The organism is Aliiroseovarius subalbicans (assembly GCF_022678625.1).
GTDB classification, from domain to species: domain Bacteria; phylum Pseudomonadota; class Alphaproteobacteria; order Rhodobacterales; family Rhodobacteraceae; genus Aliiroseovarius_A; species Aliiroseovarius_A subalbicans.
The window spans coordinates 1,330,915-1,352,203 of the sequence record NZ_JALBYQ010000001.1 but is presented as its reverse complement, the minus strand read 5'-3'; the positions used below and the strand labels follow the sequence as shown (position 1 = coordinate 1,352,203).

Genomic DNA, 21,289 nt, shown 5'->3' with positions numbered 1-21,289 from the left:
TTCATTTTATTGCTGAGAAGTCTGAATGATTGAAAGTATATTTTTGGCGAATGAAGGTGCGTATGATGCCACAGGCACCAAGCTCGAAGGGTTAAAGAAGCTCAATTACATCTTTGGCTCTAACGGATCAGGCAAGACAACAATCTCTCGCGTGGTCGAAGGCTCGGGAAGTTTTCCCGATTGCGAAATATCCTGGACAGGTGGGACAGCGTTAGAAGCCCGCGTATACAACAAAGATTTTGTCGAAAAGCATTTCGATGCAGAAAGCAGCATCAAGGGTATCTACACCTTCGGCGAGAACGTCAAGGTCGCAACAAGGATCAAGACTCTTAAGGGCGAGGCCGATACGATCGATGCTAAGCTTAGAAACCTCCGAAAAGTCCTAATTGGGGAGGATGGAGAAAGCGGAAAAAAGAAAGAACGCGAAACGCTAGATACACAGCTCTTGCTGGATGTCTGGGACGCAAAGGGAAATTTCAGTGAACTGAAAGATGCCTTCAGTGGCCTTAACAGCGACAAGAAAAAATTCCGCGATCGCTATCTGATAGAGGCCTCAAGCAACATCGCGACTTTGAAGGAGATAGTTGAACTCCGCAAAGACGCGGAGATCGTCTTCTCAGGAACTCTGAGAACGGCAACCGCTTTGCCCGATCAGGACAGTTCAAAGATACAGGCGCTGGAAGGTGATGCGATCCTCAAGAAAAAGATCATTGGCAAAAAAGATGTGGATATCGCTGCCCTGATCGAAACGCTCGGCAACAGTGACTGGGTACAGCAAGGGCGGCAGTATTTCGATCAATTGAAAGGCCAGTGCCCGTTCTGCCAGCAGAAGACCGATGCAGCCTTCAAACAGAGCCTGGAGGCGTATTTCGACGAGACTTACATCAATGACCTAGCGGACATCGACAAACTGCTTTCCGATTACACGGATGCTTCAAGTGGTTTGCTGATTGGCTACAACGCCGCCGACGTTGTTGATTCACCGTACCTCGACCGCGAGGCTTTCAAGAAGGACATCGCCGCCCTTCGCCTTGCTCTTGATAGCAATGTAGAGCACATCTCTGCCAAGCGAAAAGAACCAAGCGCCCCTGCGGCACTCACCGACACAGCCCCGCTATTTGCTGTGGTGAATGCGCACATCGGTACGGCCAACGCGAAAGTCAAAGCAAACAACGATACCATCGACAATCTTGCCGCTCGCAAGAAGGAACTGACGTCCCAGATTTGGAAGCGCTTGCTCGAAGATACGAAGGCCACCTACGATAGATACATGGCGGAGACTGGTGTTCTCGACAAAGCGATCACATCGCTAAGCGGCAAGATTGAGGCCGAAACAACAAACTTGGAGGCCAAGCAGAAGGAGATAGAAGAAAATGAGCGTCAGATTACAAGCATCAAGCCAACGATTGACGCTATCAACAAGCTTCTGAAGTCATTTGGGTTCACTAATTTTCATCTCGCAGAAGGCGAGGATAGCGGTTTCTATGAAGTCAAACGCGCGGACGGTAGCGACGCGAAACGGACGCTGAGTGAAGGCGAGAAGTCCTTCATTACTTTCCTATATTTCTTTTATCTGGTCGGGGGGTCGTTCAGCTCAAGCGGCGGCACGAATGACAAAGTTGTTGTGTTCGATGATCCCGTTTCGAGCCTTGACGCAGACATACTTTTCATCGTCTGCAATCTGATTAAAAACATCGTCGCCGAAATGCGTACGGGCACAAGCCCAATCAAGCAGGTGTTTGTACTCACACACAATATCTATTTCCACAAGGAAGTGACTTTCGATAAAAAGCGCAGCGCTGCCACGGCGAGAAGTGATGAGACATTTTGGGTTGTGCGTAAGACATCGGAGTGCTCACAGCTCGTGTCGTTTAACGAGAACCCGATCAAATCGAGCTATGAGCTACTTTGGCGCGAGGTTCGGCAAAAACCGCCGTCGGATACCGCGATCCAGAACGTCACTAGAAGAATTCTCGAACACTACTTCAAGTTCTACGGCGGCATAACGCCTGAGACGATTATCGACAGCTTCGAGGGCAAAGACAAAATGGTCTGCAGTTCCTTGCTGTCGTGGATCAACGATGGATCGCACTTTGCTCCCGATGACCTCTACCTGGCTTGTGACCCAGGCCAAATTGATCGTTACCTCGCTGTTTTCCAGAGGATTTTTGAAGAGTCAGGTCATGGCGGGCACTACAAGATGATGATGGGTGATGACTACATTCCGCTACCTTTAGAAATCGCAGCCGATGTCGAAGATCAAGATATCATTGTACAGGAGGCGGATGGAGCATGATGCGCCTGCTAGTTTCAGCTGACCTTCACCTCGGATCACCCATAAGATCTGTAGCACTACGCAATCCCAACCTCGGAGATCGTTTGAAGCAGGCCAGCCGTGATACCCTTGTCGAGATCGTTGATCTGTCAATATCGGAGCAGGTCGATGCGTTTGTGCTGGCGGGTGACATTTTTGACAATGGTTACCCGGATCTTAAATCCCGCGCCTTCCTGATTACTCAGTTGGTGCGTGCCTCAGAAGCTGGCGTTCCCACGGTGCTGATCAGGGGCAACCATGATGCGCTGTTGGATCACAATGCACATGGAGACTTGGGGCCAAACATCCATCTTTTGCACAAAGGCGCTCCCACGGTTGAAATCGGTGATGCAGCATTCCATGGTCTGTCCTTCGATACGGCGCATGTGTCGAAGAGCTTCCTACCTGACTACCCAGGTCCAGTTCCGGGAAAACGCAATATTGGGTTGATGCACACCTCCTTGAATGGTGCCCCAGGTCATGATCCCTATGCGCCCTGCGCCGAAGCGGACCTCATGGCGCATGGTTTCGATCTTTGGTGTCTGGGACACATTCACGCACCATTTGAGCGAGTTGATGGACCGGTTCTGGCGGTTATGCCAGGCATCCCGCAACCGCGTCACTTTGGCGAGCGCAATGGTGGCACGGTGACCTTTGTGTCGCTGGACAAGAGGGCGCCGGAGTTCGAACGCCGCGCTGTTGGCCGCCTTGGCTTTTCCGAATGCTCTTTGGACCTCAGTGCCTGTTCTGACCAGCAGGAGGTTCTGAGAAATTTGCGCGACGGGTTGTTGACCGCGCAAGTGCCTGGGCACGATGTGGCGGTGCGCCTCCACGTCACCTCGGATCGATACAGCACCGAACTTGTGACAGAACTGGCATCAGAAGTGCTGGAGACTATTGACGGCGTATTCCTCGACAAGGTCAGATCTGCCCCGCCGGTCAGCCAAGCCGGTACCGAGACCGATGATCTGGTTCGCCTTATGCACGAGGAATTGGCCGAAGAAGGTTTTCGACAGGCCGCTCTGCTACAGCTCGAAGAGCTGCGTCTCGCTATGCCGTCAGAAATCACAGACGAGGTTGCTGAGGACAGTCTGGATGCGCTTCTCGAGGAAGCGATTGCCGAAGTCTCTCTGACACTGCACGCGGGTAAGTCGCAATGAGGCTGAACCGGTTAGATCTGATCCGTTATGGGCGCTTCAAAGACGCGGACATTTCTTTTCCGAAACCTGCCGAAGGCATGCCCGACGTCACGGTAATTTTTGGCCAGAACGAGGCAGGCAAGTCCACCGCCTTCAATGGTTTTCTGGAACTGCTTTTTGGTTTCAAGGGCGGGGCGCATCCCTATGCCTTCCGGTTCGATCGAAGTGATCTTGTTGTGGGCGCAGAACTTGATCTGCCTGAACGAGGAACCATGGTCTTTCGTCGCAACAGTAAGAGAACCCAATCGCTCCTGGACGCGAATGACCGTCCAATCAACGAGGCGATCCTATCGGGTGCTCTGTACGGCCTCACGCAAGACACCTATGAGGAACGGTTTTCACTCAATGAGAAAGGTTTGCGCGAAGGCGGTGAGCGGATTGCCGGAGCGCAGGGGGACCTTGGCCAACTCCTGCATGCAGGTCTCTCCGGCCTGACAGGGATGGCTCAAGCGCTGGATTCGTTGGCGGAGCAGGCCGACAGATTCTACAAGAAACGTGGCCGGGGTACGGTTTTGAAGACCGGTAGTGATCGCCTCAAGGAGATTGGCCGCGAATTGCGGGCTGATCGCTTGACGACCGAGCGAGAGCGCAACCTGCGTCACGATCGTGACCGAACATTAGCCGATTTCGAAACTGCCGATGCTGATCTTCGACAAGCTTATCAAAGACAAGCGGCGTCGAAGGCTGCGGAGGTCTGGTATGATCGGACCGAGGAGATGGGGCAACTGACCGAAGCTCTGGTCGATTCACCCGTCGGTCCCGACCTCCCTCCCGATGCGGCAGAGCGTGTGGCAGGCCTTGTCGAGAAAATCGCGGCTCAGACAGTCCGGATCAGAGAAGCAGAAGAAGAGATCGCCAAACAAGATCAGATCATCGCAGACCACCCGGTCGACAAGCTGGCCCAGCCGTTGACGGCTGAGTTGGAGCGGCTCGATCAACTAACCGTTGATGGCGCACCGCTAATTGGGCGCGCCAGCACGGCGCGGGCTGATCTGGAGCGCCGCTGCGAAGATCAGGATAAACTCAGAAGACAAATAGATAAAGCTCTAGGACTTCTCGGGGTGCCAGACGCGCCGGTATCCACAGTTGCCCTAGAGCCGAGCGATCTTGAGGAACTTGCGGCCGCAGTGCAGGAGTGCTTGACGGCCAGTCTTTCGGCCGATGCTGCAAGGGAGGCCGTTGAAGCAGCCCGTATCCAACAAGGCAAAGCGCCCTCTGAACCGCAAGATTTGACGGCTCTGAGAGCCACCTTTGATAATTGGAAGGCCGTGGCGGATATGTCCGCATTCGAGGTAGCCCATAGCCAAGCTTTGGCGCGTCTGACCAAGGTCACAGCTGGTCTGCCGCAGTCTTGGACGGACCTTGTTGCAGCAGGCCTACCTGCGCGAGAAACGCTCGACGAAGTCAGTCGGGATTGGGCAACCCTGACTGCCGATCTTGCGTCGGCCCGAAAAGACCGCGAGGCCCGCGTAGCTGAGTTGGTGGAGGCGCGGGCAGATCTAACTACGCAGGAGGCCGCACCTGACGCCGTTGACATCGTCAAGACAGAAGAGACGCGGCGTCAGCGTGACATCGAATGGCAGCAGCATCGGGGCGATCTGACGGCTGAGACGGCTGAACAGTTCGAGGCGGCGATGTACGCTGATGACAGCGCCCGAGCACATTATCTTACGGGGGCTGAGGCTCGGCAGCGGCTGCTAGCGGCACAAGGAAAGGTGCGGAGCGCCGAAGTCCGGCATGAAACCGCAAAGACCCGTCACGACGACTTGATTGCACAACATGACCGCTTGTCAGAACGCTGTTCCAGATTGGCGCCGGCACTGGGGTTTGAAGCAGGCACGCCCCCTTCGGCCTTCAACGCACGCCAACAGGCTTTGACGACGGCGGCCGAAGCTGCGGCCGATCTTTCCAGTGCTGAAAAAGCGTTGAAAGACCGTCTTGTCCAACAGGAGGGGGCTCGCGATGCGTTGATCGCAGCGGCGCGTCCCCTCGGAGATGACGCCGCGCAAGGTGATCTGCCCACGCAGGTTCAGCGCGCGCTCACGTTGGAAGAGAGCGATCGCGAGGCCTGGGCCAAATGGCAGTATAGCGAGAAGATCATTGCCGAGCTGGACAACAAGGCAGAGCAAGCGCGCGACGATTTCGACACAGCTTTGAATAAGCTTGAACAGTTGACTGCTGCATTGCCGTTGCCGGATCGTTCGCTTGAGGGTATTCGAGCCGCTTTGCCGCACCTGCGCAGCCTGCAGCAGCTCTATGGAGAGTACAAAAAGCTTTCAGTACGGATTGGGGCCTTGGAGCAAGCGATCGTCGCGCTTGCAGATAGCGCAGAGCGCTTGACCCGAGTTTTGGGGGAACCTGAGAACGAGGCAGGTGCAGATCCTATCCAGATCATCGACCGCGCGCGTTCGCGCCAAACTTTAGCCACGCGGGCGGTCGAAAAACGGGCAGAGGCCGCATCGCGACGGGATGAACTTGACCATTCCAAACGTCGCGCAGAGACCGAGCGGCAGGATGCGAACACCGATCTAGCCTCTTGTTTCGAAGGGCAAGGTGGTCAGGACTTGGTGCCGCGCGATCGTGTTGCAAAGCTGGTTGAACGTGATCGTCTGCGCACGGAAAAGGCAATGGCAGAACGCGATCGCCAAAAAGCCCATGAAGGCATAGACGCCGATCTTTTCGCAGAGGAACTGGGCCGGATGCCTGACGTCACGCGCGCGACAGAGCTTGAACAGGCGCTGCAAGACGTACAGCTCACCCGCGACAGTGCCCGCGACGCTCAACGGGAAGCTGACCGGTTGTATCGGGAAGCCTTTCAGGCCGCCGACCGCAGCGATCTCGCGACTGAACAAGCGACACTGCTGGAAGAGCTACGGAGCGGCGCACGTCAGGCGGCCGTGGCTCGTCTCGGAGTACTGGCGGCACGAGGGGCCTTGCGTCGCCTTGCGGCAGAGCGGCGCGGCAGCATGCTGCGCGACGTCGAAGAGGCTTTTGTCACCATGACCACCCCGGCGTGGACCGGCGTTGATGTCTGGACACAGACCGAAGGTGAAAAGCTCGTTGGCATTCAGCCGGATGGAAACGCGGTTCCTGTGGAACAGATGTCGACGGGCACAATGGGTCAGTTGTACTTTGCGTTGCGTCTTGCCGGATATCGCAGCTTTGTGCGCGAGCCGGGGCCACTGCCGATGGTCCTCGACGACATCATGGAAACTTTTGACGATGCGCGGGCACGAGCGGCCTTGCAACTCTGCGCCGAAATCGGCGCGAACGGGCAAGCAATCCTCTTCACGCATCACGCGCATCTGGTCGAGCTGGCAAGAGACTGTATCGAAGGGGTAGAGATCGTCAACATGCCAGACTGAAATAGCTCTGGTCTACAAAATGGCGGGAGTATTGAGTCGCACCATGGAAGCTCGCTGTTGCGTTGAAAGGCGGGATTGGCCCATCATCTTTATTTCAGTCGCTTCGCCCTTTCCGCCACGCGCTGAGCCATCGAAACAGTGGCACCGCCAGCCTGCCGTATCCCAGCCCCAGCGATCTCTGCATTTGATCTGGTCCCAAACCGTGCCCGCGCCCGTGAGCCTTTGGTGCCGATCAAGCCCTTTGCGAATCCACCTGGCCCGGGAATGCTCGGCGGGCCAGCCATCATGAGGTTACCAGAGATAGAACGCACGATCAGCGGGGTGGCGATGATCATGCCGCCCGCGAGGAACATCATCATGAAGAAGGGCACCAGCGCACCGATGTTGCTGGCTCCGGAGGGATCTCCGAGCTCGGTCATGAGCGAGCGCGACATGCCGACGACCGTCGAGAATACCCCCGCGATCACGAGGGGGTAGAGCGCGTAAGATACCGTGCTGGACAGCCAGCGGTGGAAATAGTCCTTGCTGACGTCGAACAGCGAAAGGGCGATCATGATTGGGGCGATGCCGATCATGAAGGCCAGCATGATCTTGGCGAAGATCAGGACAAGGCCACAGAGCGCGCCGATGACGCCGAGGAGGAATGCGCCGATCGCGCCGATGAGGGCCCCGGCCATCCAATGCATGTTGTCACCGGCCGCGTTCAAATAGTCGCCGAATTCTTCGATGAGGTCGTCGAAGGCTTCGGCAAAGTAGGAAGCACCTGCACCGCCGCCGCCAAGTCCTGCCACCATGCCGCCCGCGAGCTGGTCGAGCCCATCGATCAGCGCGCTGGCCACCGCGTTGAATTGGACCCAGTTCATCGCAAAGAGGGAGATGAGCATGAGCTTGAGGGCGAACCAGAAGGTGGTCCGGCCGTCCATGGATTTGTATTGAAACATCATGTTGAGGAAGACGCCGATCACGGCGAGCGTCGAGGCCACGGCGATGACGCCGCCGAGCTGCCCCGCGACGTTGCCAAAAGTGGTTTGGGCTGCGTCTGCCAGAAAGTTGTCGGTTGTCTCAACCATCCAGGTGACGACGCCCATCGGAGTCTCCTCGGTAAGGTTTAGGCGCTTGCGCCAGTGCGCCGCTTCAGGAAGGCCTTTAGGATGTGTTCGCCATCGAAATCTGGCACGACCGAGACGAGCTCCCAGCCATCCTGACCAAGGGCGGTCAGCTGTGCCTCGACCTTCGGTGGCTTTGTTTTCGCGGTGTTGATCTGTTCAATCTTGTATTCAAACATTGGCTGTTTCCTTTGCTAGGGCCGGATCAATCGGCAGGTAGAATTCGGTGATACCGCGCGCGCCGTGATGACGACCGGCTTGAATGATCACATCGATCGAGCGGGTGATGTAGTCGTTCATGTCCTGGTAGGTCATGGGCACATTGGTTTTTAGGGCGGCGATCGCCAAGCGTTGAACAGCCAGTTGCGGTGTTTCGGCGTGGAGCGTGGTGAGAGAGCCGCCATGCCCGGTGTTGATGGCCTCGAGGAAGGTCATGGCCTCCTTGCCGCGCACTTCGCCCAGGACGATGCGGTCAGGCCGCATGCGCAGGGAAGAGGTCAGCAGGACATCAGCGCTGCGGATGGCTTCGTCGCGGTCAGACATCAGCGTGACGACATTTGGCTGCGTCGGGCGCAGCTCGGCCGCCTCTTCAATGGTGATGATACGCTCGTCAGCGGGGACGAATGAGAGGATCTTTCGCGCCGTGACGGTCTTGCCCGTCGAGGTTCCGCCGGACACGATCATGTTGAGCTTGTAGGTAACGCAAAACTTGATCGCCGCATCGATGTCGCCCGTGGCCACAACATCACGCAGCTCGGCATTGCGCTTGCGCCTTGCGCCCTCGTTGCTGCGTTCTTTCCCGAATAGGTAGGACAGCTTGATCTGCTCCAGCGGCAGGTCCGCAAAGAACCGTAGGGAGATCGCATAACCGCCATCAACGGCGGGAGGCTGGATGACTTGCGCGCGGATGGGGCGGTCACGGTAGGTGATGCTGACCGACACAATCGGCTTGGTACGGCTGAGCGTGGTGTTCGCGGCGGAAGCAATCTGATTGCCAAGGTCTTTGATCTCGTTCTGCGAGAGCCGCTGGTTGACGGGCCGCATGAAGTGATCGCCCTGAAACTCGGCCCACAGCGTGCCGTCGGGGTTGATGCAAAGCTCGATCAGCTTTGAATCACGCGCCTCGGGGATCTTGTCCATCGAGCTTTGCAGATAGCTTGCGGCCATGATTAGAAAATCTCCAGATCACGGTCGACCATTACGGTGACGCGGGCACCTTGATCGACGTAGATTACGGGCGAGATGGAGAGGTATTCGCTCATCACGCTTTGCGCGCTGGCTTGGAAGTCTTCGCCAATGCCCTCGAGCACATCCGAGGTGATCTCGTCTTCGGTGTTCTGCGCCGCGACGGCAGGCAAGGCTCCGATCAGTGATATCAGGGCGGCTGACCCGAACCGCGTGCCAAAGCGGCTGTCGACAAAGCCGGTTGTGCCGGACCGCCCCAGTTCATCCCCACCGAAGGCACTGATTTCGACGGTCTGGTTGCTGGGCAGAATGATCCGGTCCCAGGCGATCGTCACGCGTTGCTGTGCGATGTCGAGGCCGGATTGATACCGCCCGATGAGGCGTGCGCCGCGCGGGATAAGGATCTGCGAGCCGTCATAGGCGTGGGCATCTTCGGACACCATCGCGCGGACCTGTCCGGCGAGCGAGCTGTCGATTGCGGTCTCCAGCACGGCCTGGATCATCGTGCCCTGAACAACAGTGTTTGACGGGTTCACGATCAACTGGGCTTGCGTCATCTCAGCAGGTTCAGCGCCGTTGCGGACAAAGTCTGTGTCGCCATCAAGCCGCCGCTGCTGCGCGGCGGGTTCATTGTTGCTGCCTCCGGTGCCGCCAAAGGCGATGATTGGGCTGGCGATACGGGCTTGCAGCTCCTCAAGCTCCGCTTGCCGTCGCCGCTCGAGTTCCTGAAGGCGCAGCTCTTCGGCCGTTGGGCCGGTTGGTGCAGGTGTGCGAGGGGTTTCCAGGCGTGCAAGCTCAAGATCGTTCTGCAGCCGCTGGATTTGCCGCGCGCGTTCTTCCAACTCTTCGCGCAAGGCGGCTTGCGTTGCTGCCGCCTCGCTGCGCAAGGCATCGATCTCTGCGCTCAAGGTATCCAGCGCTTCTGTGTCGACGGTCGGAGCCTCAGGTGCTGGTGCATTGCGCAGGGCTTCGAGCTCGGACCGCATGGCGTCCATTTGCGCGCGCAGCTCTTCTGTTTCGCTGGCCGGTTCCGGCTCAGGTGGTGGCGATGTTTCAATCGGTGCAGGCGTGGGTTCGAGCGCACCAAAGCCCGGTCCCGCTGCTTGGAACTCATCCGGGGACGCGGTCTCCATGCTTTCGGGTTCAGAACCGCCAGAGAACAACAGCAAGAGACCGCCAAGGGCGGCGATTGCCCCGATGCCCAGGGCGATAGTGACAACAGACGGCCGCGCCTTCGGGTTTTGTGGTTTTCCTTCAAGCGCTTCGAGGCGCTTCTTAAGCTCAGCTGTTTCACTCATCCTGATTTGCCTCGCTCATCTCTTGGACGCAAATCTCCTCTTCGCCGAGCCTGAGAACCCATCGATCGCTGACACCAGACACGCGGATCACGCCGTCTGGTCGCGCGAGCGCATTCACGCTGCGCTCATTGCCGTTTGACCAGCGAAAGATCGCAGGTAGCGGCGCGTTTGAGGCGAAGCGGAAATAGGTGAAGGTGCCGTCGTCCCAGATTTCGCGCGGGGTGATCTCGGATCGCGCGCTGACGCCATAGGCGTGGTTTGCTGGCGCAGTGGCCGCGACACGCGATTGCCCTGGTTCCGCCTCGGGATAGGTGAAGCGAATAACGTAAAAGGTCGGCGAGCTCGCCTCGGTCACGTTGAAATAATAGCTGCGCCGATTTGTGTAGACGGTGATGTTTGTATGTGCGTCGCGCGTAACAGGCTTGATCGCAAAAGCCTGGCCACCGGGTACGCCGTCGAGAAGGAACCCTTCAGTGTCGCCCGCAATGATCGAGCGGATGGTCTCGCCTTGGCCAAACTCGATGCTGGTCACATGGGTCAGGCTGGTGCGGATGCGGTAGACCTGCCCATCCTGATAGGTGGCCAACCGGACGCGGGCATCATAGGGGCCTTGGCGCGGCTGGGTTTCTGCATAGGCGATGCCAGAAAGCGGTACGAGGAAAGCGAGGATCAGGAACAGGCGGCGCATTGGTTACTCCAGACGATCCGAGCGGATCGCGTATTCGGTGACTGTGAAGCCAAAGGGGTTCTGCCAGACATCGTCGATCGACCGACTATTCTCGGGACGAAACTCAAACATCAGCGTTGCGGTGAAGCGACCGTTTTGAGAGCCGCGCGGTGAGTTGAGCCGCTTGCGAAGACGCACCTGGGCGCGATTGGCGCTGATGTGGGTGATCGAGAGCACTTCGACTTCAAGCCGGGCATCCGTTCCATAGCTATCCGGCGGATAGGCCTCATGGCCGCTGGTCCAAAGCGCGCGCAGCCCTGCGGCGGCCGCGCCGTCCGACTGGTCCAGGACCCGCCGCACGCGCACATCATTGTCGAGCTGATTGTATGTCTCTCGATCAATGACATAGCGGTAGACCTGTGCCTCAATGATAGCGGGGCGTTCCGTGAGTGAGACCGCTTCAACCACGGCATTGGGGAGGGCCATGCCGGTTTCGCTATCAAAGGGCACGATCATGGGCGGCGGGTCCACGTCGAGCAGGGCAACGAGGGTGGCGGCGAGGCAACCTGCCATGCCAAACGCCATACCTGTCAGCCCCAGCTTCTGCCACATAAGCTCGCGTCGTCGTGCTCCGTAGACGAGCTCTTCTTCGATGATTTCTGCCTCGCTGCTCATGGGGTCAGTCCGCACGCAGGTCTGGCAAGGTGAAGTCCATGTAGCGGCGCTCTTCAGCCAGTGTCGCGGCATCCACCACGCCAGATTGGCCAGCGCCGACCGTCTGGATGGCTTCGAGTTCCCACATGCGCGTCATGGCAATGGCCAGCTCGGCTGTGACGCGGGTGTTGTGATCGACGGCTTCCTTGAGCGTTTCCATGTCCGGGATCAGGGAGACCAGCTGCTCGACCCGTTCAAGGGATTGCGCGGCCTCGTCATAACTGTTCTCAGCGGCTGCTGACATTACGGCCCCAGTGCCCGCCTGACTGGCAATACGCTCGGCCCCCGGATTGCCGCTGCTGGCCATGTCCGACAGGCTGTCTTGGTCAAAGCCCGCATCTTCCAGGGCTTGCGTCATGCGGCCTTCCATTTGAGGGGCGGCATTTCCAATGAGGCCGCTGAAATCGCCGCTTTGGATTTGCCGGATGGTGCCGAGGAGATCTCCGAATTCCTGATCGAGGAGCCCGTCGAGATCACCGCCCATGGCCATCTCGATGATGTCCGTCGCGCCGGTCAGCGCGGCGTAGGTCTCGTTGAGCGTGTCGAGTTGCTGCTGCACCAGATCGAGCTGTTCGAGAAGCGTGTCGAGCTGGTCGGTCTGGATCCCGAAATCCTCCAGCATCTGCTGCAGCTGACGAATTTCCTGCGCGATGTTGCGCGTGTCGACCGTCGGAACGCCTTGGGCAGACACAGGTGAAGCAACCAGCAACGTGCAAGTGGCAACGGTGGATAGAAAGCGGATCATCGCAGTGCCTCCAGATCGAATTGCATGAAGTCTTGTTCTCGCGCCTGAGCGGCCGCCATGGCCAGTTCTGCGGCGCTAAGCGGACGGGTATGGGCGGCCTTGAGGCGCGTGCGAATTGAGATCAGTCGAGCGAGCTCGGCCCGCGCGTAGGTGTTGAGCGACATGGCCGCATGAATGTCATCTGTCTCGCCAATGCGGGTTATGATGTCCTGCACGCGAAGCGCGGCCGCTTGCACCGAGACCATGGAATAGTCGCCGTAGATCCCCGCACCGAAAGAGGTCAGGCTCATGGTGGAATTGGCGAGCAAAACCGGATCGATGGTGCCAAGCGCATCAACGCCACCGACACGAGCAAGGTAGAGATTGTAGCGCTCAGGGATTACTTGAACGTAGTGCTGGGTCTCAGCAAAAGGCGGCACGCCGCTGTAGCGCTGCACATTGCCGGGACCGGCATTGTAGGCCGCCAGACCGTGAATGATGTTGCCGTCAAACATGGTGAGCATCTGCGCCAGATACCGTGCACCGCCCGTGAGCTGGATGTAGGGGTTCTCGTAGTAGGCTGGGTAGATACCCAGATCCTGCGCCGTACCTGGCATGATCTGGGTTAGGCCGAATGCACCAACAGGCGAGCGCGCGCCGATGGTGAAGCGGCTTTCTTGCCAGATCAGCGCCTGCAACAGGCAGCGCCATTGCTTGGGCGACAGACCGGCCGCGCGCACGCCGGACATATGATGCGTTTCTTGGGCGGCGCGAATGATCAGCTGTTCGATCGAGCCCGAGGCATCGCCGAACATCTGGGCTGCGCCGGGATTCGGGTCTACCGGGCCATAAAGAGTTTCAGCGGCGCTCTCTGGCGATGAACCAGCTTCCAGGCTTGCGACCAGTGCACCTGAGTTCCCGCTGGCAAGCGTTGCGGCATCGAGGATGTCATCCAGCGCTTGGAGTTGCTCCTGCTCCAACTCTTCAAGCTCTTCTTCTCTGGTCAACCGATCCCGCTGCAGCGCGAGATCTTGTTCGCCCTGCTGCAACACGCGCTCACGCTGCAAGAACATGCCCGCATCAAATGTGGGCACGCCTTGGGCATGTGCCAAAGGCGCGGCGAGGCAAACCAAGCCCGCAAAGATATGCAGGCGGTGCTTACTCACCGAGACTACCAATCGGCCCGAGCAGCTCGAAATTGCAGTTGCTACGGCTGACCTCGGCAAAGGCGTTGAAACATTCAGCCTCTGACGGCCGGTATTCGGCGCAGGCTGTCATGGTCAAAAGGGTGAGGGTCAAGGCGAGCAATCTACGCATCAATCTGTCTCCAAAAGTTGGGGTTCTGGCGATAATCTTCGCCAACAAGCGCTTCGCCTTTTTCCATGCCGCCAAGGATCGTGAGGTACGGGCCAAGGGCGCTTAGATCGGCGTCGATCACCACCGAGCCTTGATCATCGCGCACCAGCGCCAAGCGGGAATTGCTGCCTGTGCCGAGCAGAACGCCGAGTTCTTTTTCGGTGAGACCGAGCATGGTGTAATCACTGGCCGAGGCGCGGATGTTGGGGAGTAAGAGCTGCGTCGGCACAGCCTCGACAATCGTTTTGCCTGTGCGGGTCTTTTCAAGCTGGCTTGCGTATTGGGTCATCATCACGACGACGGCGTTCTGTTTGCGCGCCGTGACCAGCCAGTTGCTCAGCCGGTCGGCAAAATACGGGTTGTCGAGCGCCTTCCAGGCCTCATCGATGATGATCAGCGTCGGTTTGCGATCCTCGATCACGCGCTCCACCCGCCGAAACAGGTAGGACAGGACCGCCATGCGTTCTTTCTCGCTTTCACTGTCGAGAATGCCGGTCAAGTCGAAGCCCACGACATCACCATCGAGCGAGAAGGTATCCTCAGAGCTTTGCCCAAAGATCCAGCCATAGCGGCCGTCTGCGGTCCATTCCTGAATCCGTTCGAACAGATCCCCTTCGTCAGCCCCCGCCACAAACAGTGAAGCCAGATCCTGCCAATTACGAAGAGCGGCATCACTGGCCCCAGCGTTCTGGCGCGTCACCTCTTGAATGCGGTTGATCTGAACCGGGCTCAAGGGCTTATCTGTGCGATGTAGAAGCGTGGCGAGCCAATCAGACAGCCAAGCTTGGCCGCGCCCGTCGATTTCTGTGCGCAGCGGGTTCAGACCGGTTGCTTCGCCCGCCTTGATGGCGCTGTAGCGCCCGCCATTGGCCCGCACGGCCATTTCCATACCCGCGCGATAGTCGAAGACAAAGACGCGCGCGTCGCAGCGACGTGCTTGGGTCATGAGGAAGGCTGATAACACCGACTTGCCGGAGCCAGGGCGGCCAAGGATCAAAGTATGACCACCGGTCGGTTCTTTGTCCGGCTTACCCGTCTCATGGTAGTTGAACAGGAAGCCAGAGCGTTCAGGCGTCGGGAACAAAGTAATCGGCTTGCCCCAAGGCACTTTATGTCCGGGTTTGCCCAGTTGACCACGATGAAGCGCTGCGAGATCGGCAAAGTTCGTGTTTGTTATGGCCGCCTTGCGGCTGCGCATCTGCCCATTGCCCGGATGTTGCGCGAAATAATGCGTCCGGGCCGCAAAGCTCTCGTTCACCAGATTGACGCCCTCACTGGCGGCGATGTTGCGTACCTCAGCGGCGATGCTCTCCAGCTTTTCCTCAGTCTCGGCGAAAACCGTGACCGTCATGTGATGATCGCCAAAGCTGAGCCGCTTGGATTCCAGATCGTCGAGCGCGTCGACCAGTTCTTCGGCGAGTGAAATCGCGCCATCATCGCTGGCCTTCATCAGGCGCTGTTGACGCTTAATCCGGCTGGCCATGATATTGTTGTTGATCGGCGTGAAGGAATGCGTGACCACCATGTCGACGGGCAGGTTCAGCTCATCGAACATGGTGCAGTTGGTTTTGGCCGGGTAGGTCTTGATCGCAAAGCTCGTACCAAATCGCTTGCCTGGCGTCCCATCGTCCAGCGTGAAGTCTCGCCCCTGAAACGTGACGCGGGTGTTGGCCACATCCTCGGCAATGACGCCAAATCGTGATTTTGCGAAAAGCGGTCGCTCTTGGCCGATATTGAGCGCGCCAAGGAACCCGAGTAGCTCGCCGCATGCAGCGCCGAGCAGGCGCGGGTTCATCTCAGCAAATGACGACAGTAAAAACCCGACGACCTCCTCGAGCTTGCGCAGCTGTTTGGCTGTCTGGGCTTTCAGCTGCACGATGGAGTCAGAACGTTTCAGGCGCAGCCGCGTGCCGAGGGGCGGGCGTTTCAGCACTGTGAGCGTGAGCGTCTTGTCCCGCAGACCTGCGCGCGCCATCGCCGTTTGCCAGCGGGTATCCAGCGCTTGTGCAAACCCTTTATTTTGCACCGGTGGTAAGGCGGTCTCGATCGCTTTTGAAACCTTGTGTACGTAGAAACTGTAGTCTGGCCCAATCTGCGCAATGATTGCAGCAAAGAGCGCTCGGATCTTCTCCAGATGCGCGTCATCACTAGTCATGCTGTTGACCCCATCAAGGCGGATACACTGGAGCAGTGCATTGCCGCGCGTGCGGATCGTCACGTCATTCACGAGGCTGACATAGGGCAGCATGCTGGCCATAGGCCGCTCTTTGCGCGCCCAGTCTGGCAGCATGGCAAGGTCATCCGAAGGGTCAAGGAGCATAGCTGTCCCCCGAATGGATCTTGCGGTTGGGGGTGGGCGGCGTCTCCTGCAGTGCTGTGACCATCACCTCAAGAAAGGCCGGATCCCAGTCAGCGGCTTTCCACAGCGCGGGATAGGCCAGAGCGGCGATGATGATCCCCGGCCAGCTTTGAACCCAGAGAAACAGCAACACAAACCCGAAGAGCCAGACCATGGCATACATGATCGGTAAGCCGATGAGCTTTGGCGGCCGGATCAAACCGAGGAAGAGGCGAGTTTGCGTTGCCATGCCGGATTTACGCGCCCCAGATCGCGGTCACAATGGTCGGCGCAGCTGCAATGCCTGCAATCGCAACCAGCACCCAAAGAGCTTGGCGGAAGTCGAGAATGCCGAATAGCCAGGAGAGGAACACACCGATCAAGGCCAAGGTGCCGATGACAATGCCCAGGGGGCCGGTGATCGTGTCGACGATGCCTTGCAAAAGGTTCTGCACGGGCGAGAGGTCGATGCTCTGCGCAAAGGCGGGATTGGCAATCATTAGACTGGCCAGAGCCAGCGACAGGATCGTGCGGAATTGTGTGTGCATCAGGAGGCTCCAGTCAGTCGGTCACGCACAGCCATGACCCGGCGCACATGATTTTGGGTTTCTTGGTAGGGAGGGATGCCGCCATAGCGCGCGACCGCGTCAGGCCCCGCGTTGTAGGCGGCAAGCGCGAGTTCGGGCGTGCCGAACTGTGCCAGCATCATGAGAAGGTAACGAGCAGAGCCATCCAGGTTGGCCTGCCAGTCATGCGGATCCACGCCAAGCTGCGCGGCCGTCGCAGGCATCAACTGTCCAAGCCCAATCGCGCCTGCGGAGCTGCGCGCATTCGGGCGATAGGCGCTTTCGATCTCGATATTGGCTTGGAAGAGTGCCTGCCATTCGGAAACAGACAGACCCGCGCGGCGCAATGCGGGGTGCCCGCCATAGCGATGCGCGGTGCTTTCAAGGGCTGCAAGGATTTCGGGGCGGGGGATCGCGCGGGTTGGTGCAGGAGGCGATGCCTCAGGTTCAGGTTCTGCGAAAACGATCAGCTCAGGTGGGTTTGCGCCAATCCCGTCGACATAACTTTGCGCAAAACCTGATTGGGGTGCTTTGGTCTCCAGCTGGCCATCGGCCCGCATGGAAAGCACGAAGCCTTCAGAATAGGCGGGGGCAGCAAAGAATGTTGCAAGTACGGCAAGTCGTTTAGCCTTCGTCGTACAGGTTGTGCGAGGCGATCTTGCCTTCGACCATTGGGATTGAGACGATCGAAACACCAAGCCCGGCAAGGAAGCTGGATAAGCCGTTGATTGTCTTGAACTCTCGCGCAGCCATGTTGTTGCGTGCCGTGACAAGCAGGCGACGCGTCTCGCCATCTGGCGAGACGCAATGCACGGTCCAAACTCCGGACCACTGAGCACCTGTACGTTTGGGCGTAACTCGGCACACGACATCCGCCGAATGACCCTCGGCAAGCAGCGTGCGCAGCCCATCTTCACTGACAACATTAGGGGCGTCTTGCATCAAATTCATAGGATCGAGCCTTGCAGAATTGTGCATTGGCCCGGCAGTCCCTCATGGACTACCCAACCGATACAATATTATAATCTTGCAATCAATAGGTGCAATTTGAGTTATTGCGCCTTTCATGCGTTGAAACGAATTTACTGCAACGGAGTGGCTGAGCCAAGATAATATGGCGCTTTTGAAACAAACATGGGCAGCACTGGCTATTTTGAGTTGGGGGTCAGCCTCGTTCGCGGGCAGTTGCCTGCCGCCTGCGCCGCCTTGGATGCCGACCAATCCTGACGATGTCAGGGCATATGCTGACCTGTTGAGGCGTGACGCAGAGGCATACTTTGACGATGCCGAACAGTACTTCCGGTGCCAGGACCAAGAGCGACGTGAGGTTTTTGAGCAAGTGCGGGCAGTCAGCGAAGACTATGCGCGCGTTTTGGAAGTTTTGAGGAGTGGTAGATAGCAGTGGCTGCGTCGTCGCGAAAGCAGCCACTCACAATCATGGTGGCGAAGGTCGCCAGTGCTCAGACAAAACCGCCGGTCGCCCTCCACGATTGAGTGGCTGGTATTTGAAGTTTGCTGCCTTGGCGCAAACCGGCTGTAGCGGAGACCGGAGGGTGCTGTGGGCGAGAATGGGACCGCGGAAAAGGATGAGAAGCGGCCGTTCAAACACGAGATTACCGACCGAAAGCCTCGGATGACAGTGATGAGCCCTTTCGACGGATGCTGCGAGTTGAATGAATGCCTGCATTAACGGTCCTGAGAAGGCGCGAAGAAAGGAAATGGCAGTCGGATCAAGGTACTGCGCTTGATTTGTTTGGCCAATAGTCCCAACGCCTTGGTTGGAAAATGCCCTCTAAGGGCTACTGGAGCAAATTGCCAATGCAACAGAAACAAGAGTTGGCAAAACGCGTTCGACAAGTGTTTCTCGGGACGCCGCTGCTATGGGAGCGTGTACTGATACTCCTGCAACGACTTCCATTCCCCTCGTGACCGGGCAAGCAATCGTCGCCAGCCCGAGTGACGTTTCTTGCTCAACGAGACAGTAACCGTTCGCCCTGGATTCCTCGATGGCCGCAAAGATATCCTCTGGTTCAATAAGCGATCTTGCGGTCAAAGGGGTTAGATCAGAGGAAGCAAGAAAGCTCTGGACGTCTTGATCGCTTTTTGCGGCGAGGTGGCAGCGACCACTGGCGGAGAGTTGCATAGGGAGGCGCTTCCCGGGCAATGTGTTCTCAAAATTTCCGCGGTAACCCGGCAGCCTGTGCACATAGATCATTGAGCTCCCAAGAGGAACCGAGAGTGATACATCTAATTTCAGCTCTTCCCGGAGGCGGACAAGATGTGGCCAAGCAGTCTTGGCGAATTCATTGCGAGACAAATAGCTATAGAGGAGATCGACTGTTTTGACCGTTGACCGATACCGCTTGGTATCGGGCTCTTTCTCAAGATAGCCCGCGTCGGTGAGAGTTGCGGTCAGTCTTTGAACCGTTGGCACTGTCAGACCTGTACTTCGCGCCAGTTCGGATAAGGTCAAAGGACCCGGTGCAACTGACAGTTCCTCCAATACGCGGAACCCTCGTGCGACTGAGGTCAGGTAGCGCGGCTCGTCTTCAATTGCTTTGGGTGCTTTGACGTCGTCTGGCATGGCTATTTAAATACCGTGAGCACTTATAGCGCTTGCCGCTTTGACAACGGCGTCGCCCAAAAACTGTCTTTGAGATTCCTCGGAAAAGCGCTCGGCCGCTCCGCCGACGATAATCGCTCCGAGTGGTTTGCCCCCTTTCCCCAGGACCGCCGATCCGATTGAAGCGGCACCGATCAGGACTTCCTCACTTTGAAATGCGAAGCCACGCGACTCGGCCTCTTTGATTGCTTCTCGAACCTCCTCGAATTTGGTCAAAGTCGCATGCGTGATAGGAGTTAGCCTGGAGGCTGCGACGATGCTCTCACACTGATCGTGGGGAAGGGCGGAGAGAATGGCCCGACCGGAAGCAGTGCTGATGGCTGGCCATCGTCGCCCGAGTGGCGACAAGTTCAGCAATTCGTCACGATTGGGAATACGCGCGAGGTAGACAATGTCGGTTCCATCGAGAACCGTGAGATCCGCACGAATGTCGAGCCGTTCAGATAGATCAATCAAATAGGGTGTGGCGGTTTCGAGGAATCTGTTGTTGCGAAGGTAAGCGTAGGCCGGACGCAAACAAGAGCGGCCAGGCACGAGTCGGTTCCCGCTAACTTCTCGCTCCAGATAGCCAAGGGCCTCCATGGTGAACGTGCTCCTTTGGACGGAACTGAGCGAATCACCGGTGATCTTGGCGATGTCCTTGGCGGTTAGGGCACCATCAGAACTATGGAAAGCCTCTAGACAGTGCAGTGTTTTCAAGAGGGCGTTTGATTTCATGGCGTTGTTTTTCGGTTTGTTTGTCGAATTACAGCACAAGAAAGTCATTCAGTGCAATGACAACCTTCCCAGCGTGGTTGACTGAGTGAAAAAATGCATTTAGAGTCGCAATACGATGAGTAAAATCGCTATGTGATAAACAGGAGGTGAACATGAAGCGTTTTTTGAAGGTAGCCGTTGCGGGCCTGTGCCTGCTTGCTGGTGCAGCAACAGCGGGCGACTGGCCTGAAAAGGGTATCAACTTGACTGTCGGTTATGGCGCAGGCGGTACCACCGACTCCACCGCACGGGTTCTTGCCACTATTCTGGAAGAAGAGCTGGGCACCAAAGTGACTGTAATCAACAAGCCTGGTGGTGGTGGTTCAGTTGCCGCGGCTCTGGCCAAAGGCCAAAAGCCTGATGGCTACAATGTCTTCACTTTGACAACTGGTGCGGCAGTTCTGTCTCCACATACGCAGGAAATGCCCTACGACACATTGAACGATTTCACGTTCATTTCCCAGTATGGTCAGTGGAACCTCGGCATCGTTGCGCAGAAAGATGCACCCTACGATTCCTTTGAAGAACTGGTGGCCTATGCCAAAGCAAACCCGGGTGAAATCAGCTATGCAATTGCTGGGACTGGAACGCCGCAACACCTGACCATGGAGCGTCTGGCGTCCGAAGAAGGTTTGGATTGGAAACCGGTTCCGTTCAAAGGTGGCGCTGCGTCGGTCACTGCTTTGTTGGGTGGCCACGTGGACGTGATGGCGGGTGCGACTGAATGGTTGCCGCAGGTTCAGTCTGGTGATTTTAAGCTGCTCGCGATTATGACTGGCAAGCGCATGGAGCAGTTCCCGGAAGTGCCGACTCTCATGGATTTGGGCTATGATATTGCAGCACCGTCGATCCTGGGCATCGCTGGCGCAAAGGGAATACCGGCGGACGTAGTGGCAAAGCTGGACGCTGCCATCAAAGTTGCATCTGAAAGCCAAGAGCTGAAAGACATCATCAGCAAATTGGCCATGCAGATGAACTACCTGGACAGTGCAGAGTTTGAAGCGTCGGTTCGTGAAAACTACGAAACCCAGGGCGAGATTATCCGTGCCGCCGGGTTGGGCAAATAAGCCGATACCAA

At 57.5% G+C, this 21,289-nt stretch carries 20 protein-coding genes; 4 read left to right on the top strand and 16 right to left on the bottom strand.

Annotated elements, in window-relative coordinates; all coding sequences use genetic code 11:
* Positions 1-25 precede the first annotated feature (25 nt).
* Genes MN188_RS06805 through MN188_RS06795 form a run of 3 tightly spaced genes read left to right on the top strand, consistent with a single transcriptional unit; the run spans position 26 to position 6,878 of the window.
* The gene (locus MN188_RS06805; RefSeq protein ID WP_242106871.1) at positions 26-2,296 is read left to right on the top strand and encodes an AAA family ATPase; all 2,271 of its coding nucleotides are present in this window, start codon (positions 26-28) and stop codon (positions 2,294-2,296) included.
* Positions 2,293-3,474, top strand: a complete 1,182-nt coding sequence (locus MN188_RS06800) for a metallophosphoesterase family protein (RefSeq protein ID WP_338023239.1) — start codon at positions 2,293-2,295, stop codon at positions 3,472-3,474. The genes MN188_RS06805 and MN188_RS06800 overlap by 4 nt, the downstream gene beginning before the upstream one ends.
* Positions 3,471-6,878 (top strand): AAA family ATPase, encoded by a 3,408-nt coding sequence (locus MN188_RS06795; protein ID WP_242106863.1) that lies wholly within the window; start codon positions 3,471-3,473, stop codon positions 6,876-6,878. Before MN188_RS06800 ends, MN188_RS06795 begins: the two co-directional genes overlap by 4 nt.
* 89 nt (positions 6,879-6,967) lie before the next feature.
* Here the strand turns inward: MN188_RS06795 and MN188_RS06790 are convergent, their stop codons facing one another.
* The 16 genes from MN188_RS06790 to MN188_RS06715 all read right to left on the bottom strand — a co-directional run bounded on the left by MN188_RS06790 (position 6,968) and on the right by MN188_RS06715 (position 20,172).
* Positions 6,968-7,966 carry a TrbL/VirB6 family protein gene (locus MN188_RS06790; protein ID WP_242106861.1) on the bottom strand — a complete coding sequence of 333 codons (999 nt, stop codon included), beginning with the start codon at positions 7,964-7,966 and terminating at the stop codon, positions 6,968-6,970.
* A gap of 20 nt (positions 7,967-7,986) precedes the next feature.
* Positions 7,987-8,163, bottom strand: a complete 177-nt coding sequence (locus MN188_RS06785) for a DUF4177 domain-containing protein (RefSeq protein WP_106607259.1) — start codon at positions 8,161-8,163, stop codon at positions 7,987-7,989.
* Entirely contained in the window at positions 8,156-9,151 is a 996-nt protein-coding gene (locus MN188_RS06780) for an ATPase, T2SS/T4P/T4SS family (protein WP_242106859.1), read from the bottom strand. The genes MN188_RS06785 and MN188_RS06780 overlap by 8 nt, the downstream gene beginning before the upstream one ends.
* A 2-nt stretch (positions 9,152-9,153) precedes the next feature.
* A complete protein-coding gene (locus tag MN188_RS06775) occupies positions 9,154-10,467 on the bottom strand; it encodes a TraB/TrbI/VirB10 family type IV secretion system protein (protein ID WP_242106857.1) in 1,314 nt (437 codons plus the stop codon).
* Positions 10,460-11,155 (bottom strand): TrbG/VirB9 family P-type conjugative transfer protein, encoded by a 696-nt coding sequence (locus tag MN188_RS06770; protein ID WP_242106855.1) that lies wholly within the window; start codon positions 11,153-11,155, stop codon positions 10,460-10,462. Before MN188_RS06770 ends, MN188_RS06775 begins: the two co-directional genes overlap by 8 nt.
* Positions 11,156-11,158: 3 nt before the next feature.
* Positions 11,159-11,809, bottom strand: coding sequence for a VirB8 family type IV secretion system protein (locus tag MN188_RS06765; RefSeq protein ID WP_242106853.1), 651 nt, complete (start codon positions 11,807-11,809; stop codon positions 11,159-11,161).
* A 4-nt stretch (positions 11,810-11,813) separates the two neighbouring features.
* The gene (locus tag MN188_RS06760; protein WP_242106852.1) at positions 11,814-12,593 is read right to left on the bottom strand and encodes a type IV secretion system protein; all 780 of its coding nucleotides are present in this window, start codon (positions 12,591-12,593) and stop codon (positions 11,814-11,816) included.
* A complete protein-coding gene (locus tag MN188_RS06755) occupies positions 12,590-13,645 on the bottom strand; it encodes a lytic transglycosylase domain-containing protein (RefSeq protein WP_242107468.1) in 1,056 nt (351 codons plus the stop codon). The genes MN188_RS06760 and MN188_RS06755 overlap by 4 nt, the downstream gene beginning before the upstream one ends.
* A gap of 85 nt (positions 13,646-13,730) precedes the next feature.
* On the bottom strand, positions 13,731-13,889 hold the full coding sequence (locus MN188_RS06750) for a hypothetical protein (protein ID WP_242106850.1): 159 nt from the start codon (positions 13,887-13,889) through the stop codon (positions 13,731-13,733).
* Complete coding sequence (locus MN188_RS06745; RefSeq protein WP_242106848.1) at positions 13,882-16,248, bottom strand: VirB4 family type IV secretion/conjugal transfer ATPase; 2,367 nt, start codon at positions 16,246-16,248, stop codon at positions 13,882-13,884. Before MN188_RS06745 ends, MN188_RS06750 begins: the two co-directional genes overlap by 8 nt.
* Positions 16,238-16,516 (bottom strand): VirB3 family type IV secretion system protein, encoded by a 279-nt coding sequence (locus MN188_RS06740; RefSeq protein WP_275116087.1) that lies wholly within the window; start codon positions 16,514-16,516, stop codon positions 16,238-16,240. Before MN188_RS06740 ends, MN188_RS06745 begins: the two co-directional genes overlap by 11 nt.
* 7 nt (positions 16,517-16,523) lie before the next feature.
* Positions 16,524-16,814 (bottom strand): TrbC/VirB2 family protein, encoded by a 291-nt coding sequence (locus MN188_RS06735; protein WP_090219049.1) that lies wholly within the window; start codon positions 16,812-16,814, stop codon positions 16,524-16,526.
* Positions 16,814-17,392 (bottom strand): lytic transglycosylase domain-containing protein, encoded by a 579-nt coding sequence (locus MN188_RS06730; RefSeq protein WP_242106844.1) that lies wholly within the window; start codon positions 17,390-17,392, stop codon positions 16,814-16,816. Before MN188_RS06730 ends, MN188_RS06735 begins: the two co-directional genes overlap by 1 nt.
* Before the next feature lie 64 nt (positions 17,393-17,456).
* The gene (locus MN188_RS06725) at positions 17,457-17,774 is read right to left on the bottom strand and encodes a hypothetical protein (RefSeq protein ID WP_242106842.1); all 318 of its coding nucleotides are present in this window, start codon (positions 17,772-17,774) and stop codon (positions 17,457-17,459) included.
* A gap of 850 nt (positions 17,775-18,624) precedes the next feature.
* Positions 18,625-19,416 carry an IclR family transcriptional regulator gene (locus tag MN188_RS06720; protein ID WP_242106840.1) on the bottom strand — a complete coding sequence of 264 codons (792 nt, stop codon included), beginning with the start codon at positions 19,414-19,416 and terminating at the stop codon, positions 18,625-18,627.
* A gap of 6 nt (positions 19,417-19,422) precedes the next feature.
* A complete protein-coding gene (locus tag MN188_RS06715) occupies positions 19,423-20,172 on the bottom strand; it encodes an IclR family transcriptional regulator (protein WP_242106838.1) in 750 nt (249 codons plus the stop codon).
* Between the two features lie 152 nt (positions 20,173-20,324).
* Here MN188_RS06715 and MN188_RS06710 point away from each other — a divergent pair, with 152 nt between their 5' ends.
* Entirely contained in the window at positions 20,325-21,278 is a 954-nt protein-coding gene (locus tag MN188_RS06710; RefSeq protein WP_242106836.1) for a Bug family tripartite tricarboxylate transporter substrate binding protein, read from the top strand.
* Positions 21,279-21,289: the final 11 nt, after the last annotated feature.

Excerpts from the sequence above, each read along its gene's own strand:
- MN188_RS06805 (WP_242106871.1), top strand. The coding sequence starts at position 26 with ATGATTGAAAGTATATTTTTGGCGAATGAAGGTGCGTATGATGCCACA.
- MN188_RS06800 (WP_338023239.1), top strand. The coding sequence starts at position 2,293 with ATGATGCGCCTGCTAGTTTCAGCTGACCTTCACCTCGGATCACCCATA.
- MN188_RS06795 (WP_242106863.1), top strand. The coding sequence starts at position 3,471 with ATGAGGCTGAACCGGTTAGATCTGATCCGTTATGGGCGCTTCAAAGAC.
- MN188_RS06790 (WP_242106861.1), bottom strand. The coding sequence starts at position 7,966 with ATGGGCGTCGTCACCTGGATGGTTGAGACAACCGACAACTTTCTGGCA.
- MN188_RS06785 (WP_106607259.1), bottom strand. The coding sequence starts at position 8,163 with ATGTTTGAATACAAGATTGAACAGATCAACACCGCGAAAACAAAGCCA.
- MN188_RS06780 (WP_242106859.1), bottom strand. The coding sequence starts at position 9,151 with ATGGCCGCAAGCTATCTGCAAAGCTCGATGGACAAGATCCCCGAGGCG.
- MN188_RS06775 (WP_242106857.1), bottom strand. The coding sequence starts at position 10,467 with ATGAGTGAAACAGCTGAGCTTAAGAAGCGCCTCGAAGCGCTTGAAGGA.
- MN188_RS06770 (WP_242106855.1), bottom strand. The coding sequence starts at position 11,155 with ATGCGCCGCCTGTTCCTGATCCTCGCTTTCCTCGTACCGCTTTCTGGC.
- MN188_RS06765 (WP_242106853.1), bottom strand. The coding sequence starts at position 11,809 with ATGAGCAGCGAGGCAGAAATCATCGAAGAAGAGCTCGTCTACGGAGCA.
- MN188_RS06760 (WP_242106852.1), bottom strand. The coding sequence starts at position 12,593 with ATGATCCGCTTTCTATCCACCGTTGCCACTTGCACGTTGCTGGTTGCT.
- MN188_RS06755 (WP_242107468.1), bottom strand. The coding sequence starts at position 13,645 with ATGTTCTTGCAGCGTGAGCGCGTGTTGCAGCAGGGCGAACAAGATCTC.
- MN188_RS06750 (WP_242106850.1), bottom strand. The coding sequence starts at position 13,889 with ATGCGTAGATTGCTCGCCTTGACCCTCACCCTTTTGACCATGACAGCC.
- MN188_RS06745 (WP_242106848.1), bottom strand. The coding sequence starts at position 16,248 with ATGCTCCTTGACCCTTCGGATGACCTTGCCATGCTGCCAGACTGGGCG.
- MN188_RS06740 (WP_275116087.1), bottom strand. The coding sequence starts at position 16,516 with ATGGCAACGCAAACTCGCCTCTTCCTCGGTTTGATCCGGCCGCCAAAG.
- MN188_RS06735 (WP_090219049.1), bottom strand. The coding sequence starts at position 16,814 with ATGCACACACAATTCCGCACGATCCTGTCGCTGGCTCTGGCCAGTCTA.
- MN188_RS06730 (WP_242106844.1), bottom strand. The coding sequence starts at position 17,392 with ATGCGGGCCGATGGCCAGCTGGAGACCAAAGCACCCCAATCAGGTTTT.
- MN188_RS06725 (WP_242106842.1), bottom strand. The coding sequence starts at position 17,774 with ATGCAAGACGCCCCTAATGTTGTCAGTGAAGATGGGCTGCGCACGCTG.
- MN188_RS06720 (WP_242106840.1), bottom strand. The coding sequence starts at position 19,416 with ATGCCAGACGACGTCAAAGCACCCAAAGCAATTGAAGACGAGCCGCGC.
- MN188_RS06715 (WP_242106838.1), bottom strand. The coding sequence starts at position 20,172 with ATGAAATCAAACGCCCTCTTGAAAACACTGCACTGTCTAGAGGCTTTC.
- MN188_RS06710 (WP_242106836.1), top strand. The coding sequence starts at position 20,325 with ATGAAGCGTTTTTTGAAGGTAGCCGTTGCGGGCCTGTGCCTGCTTGCT.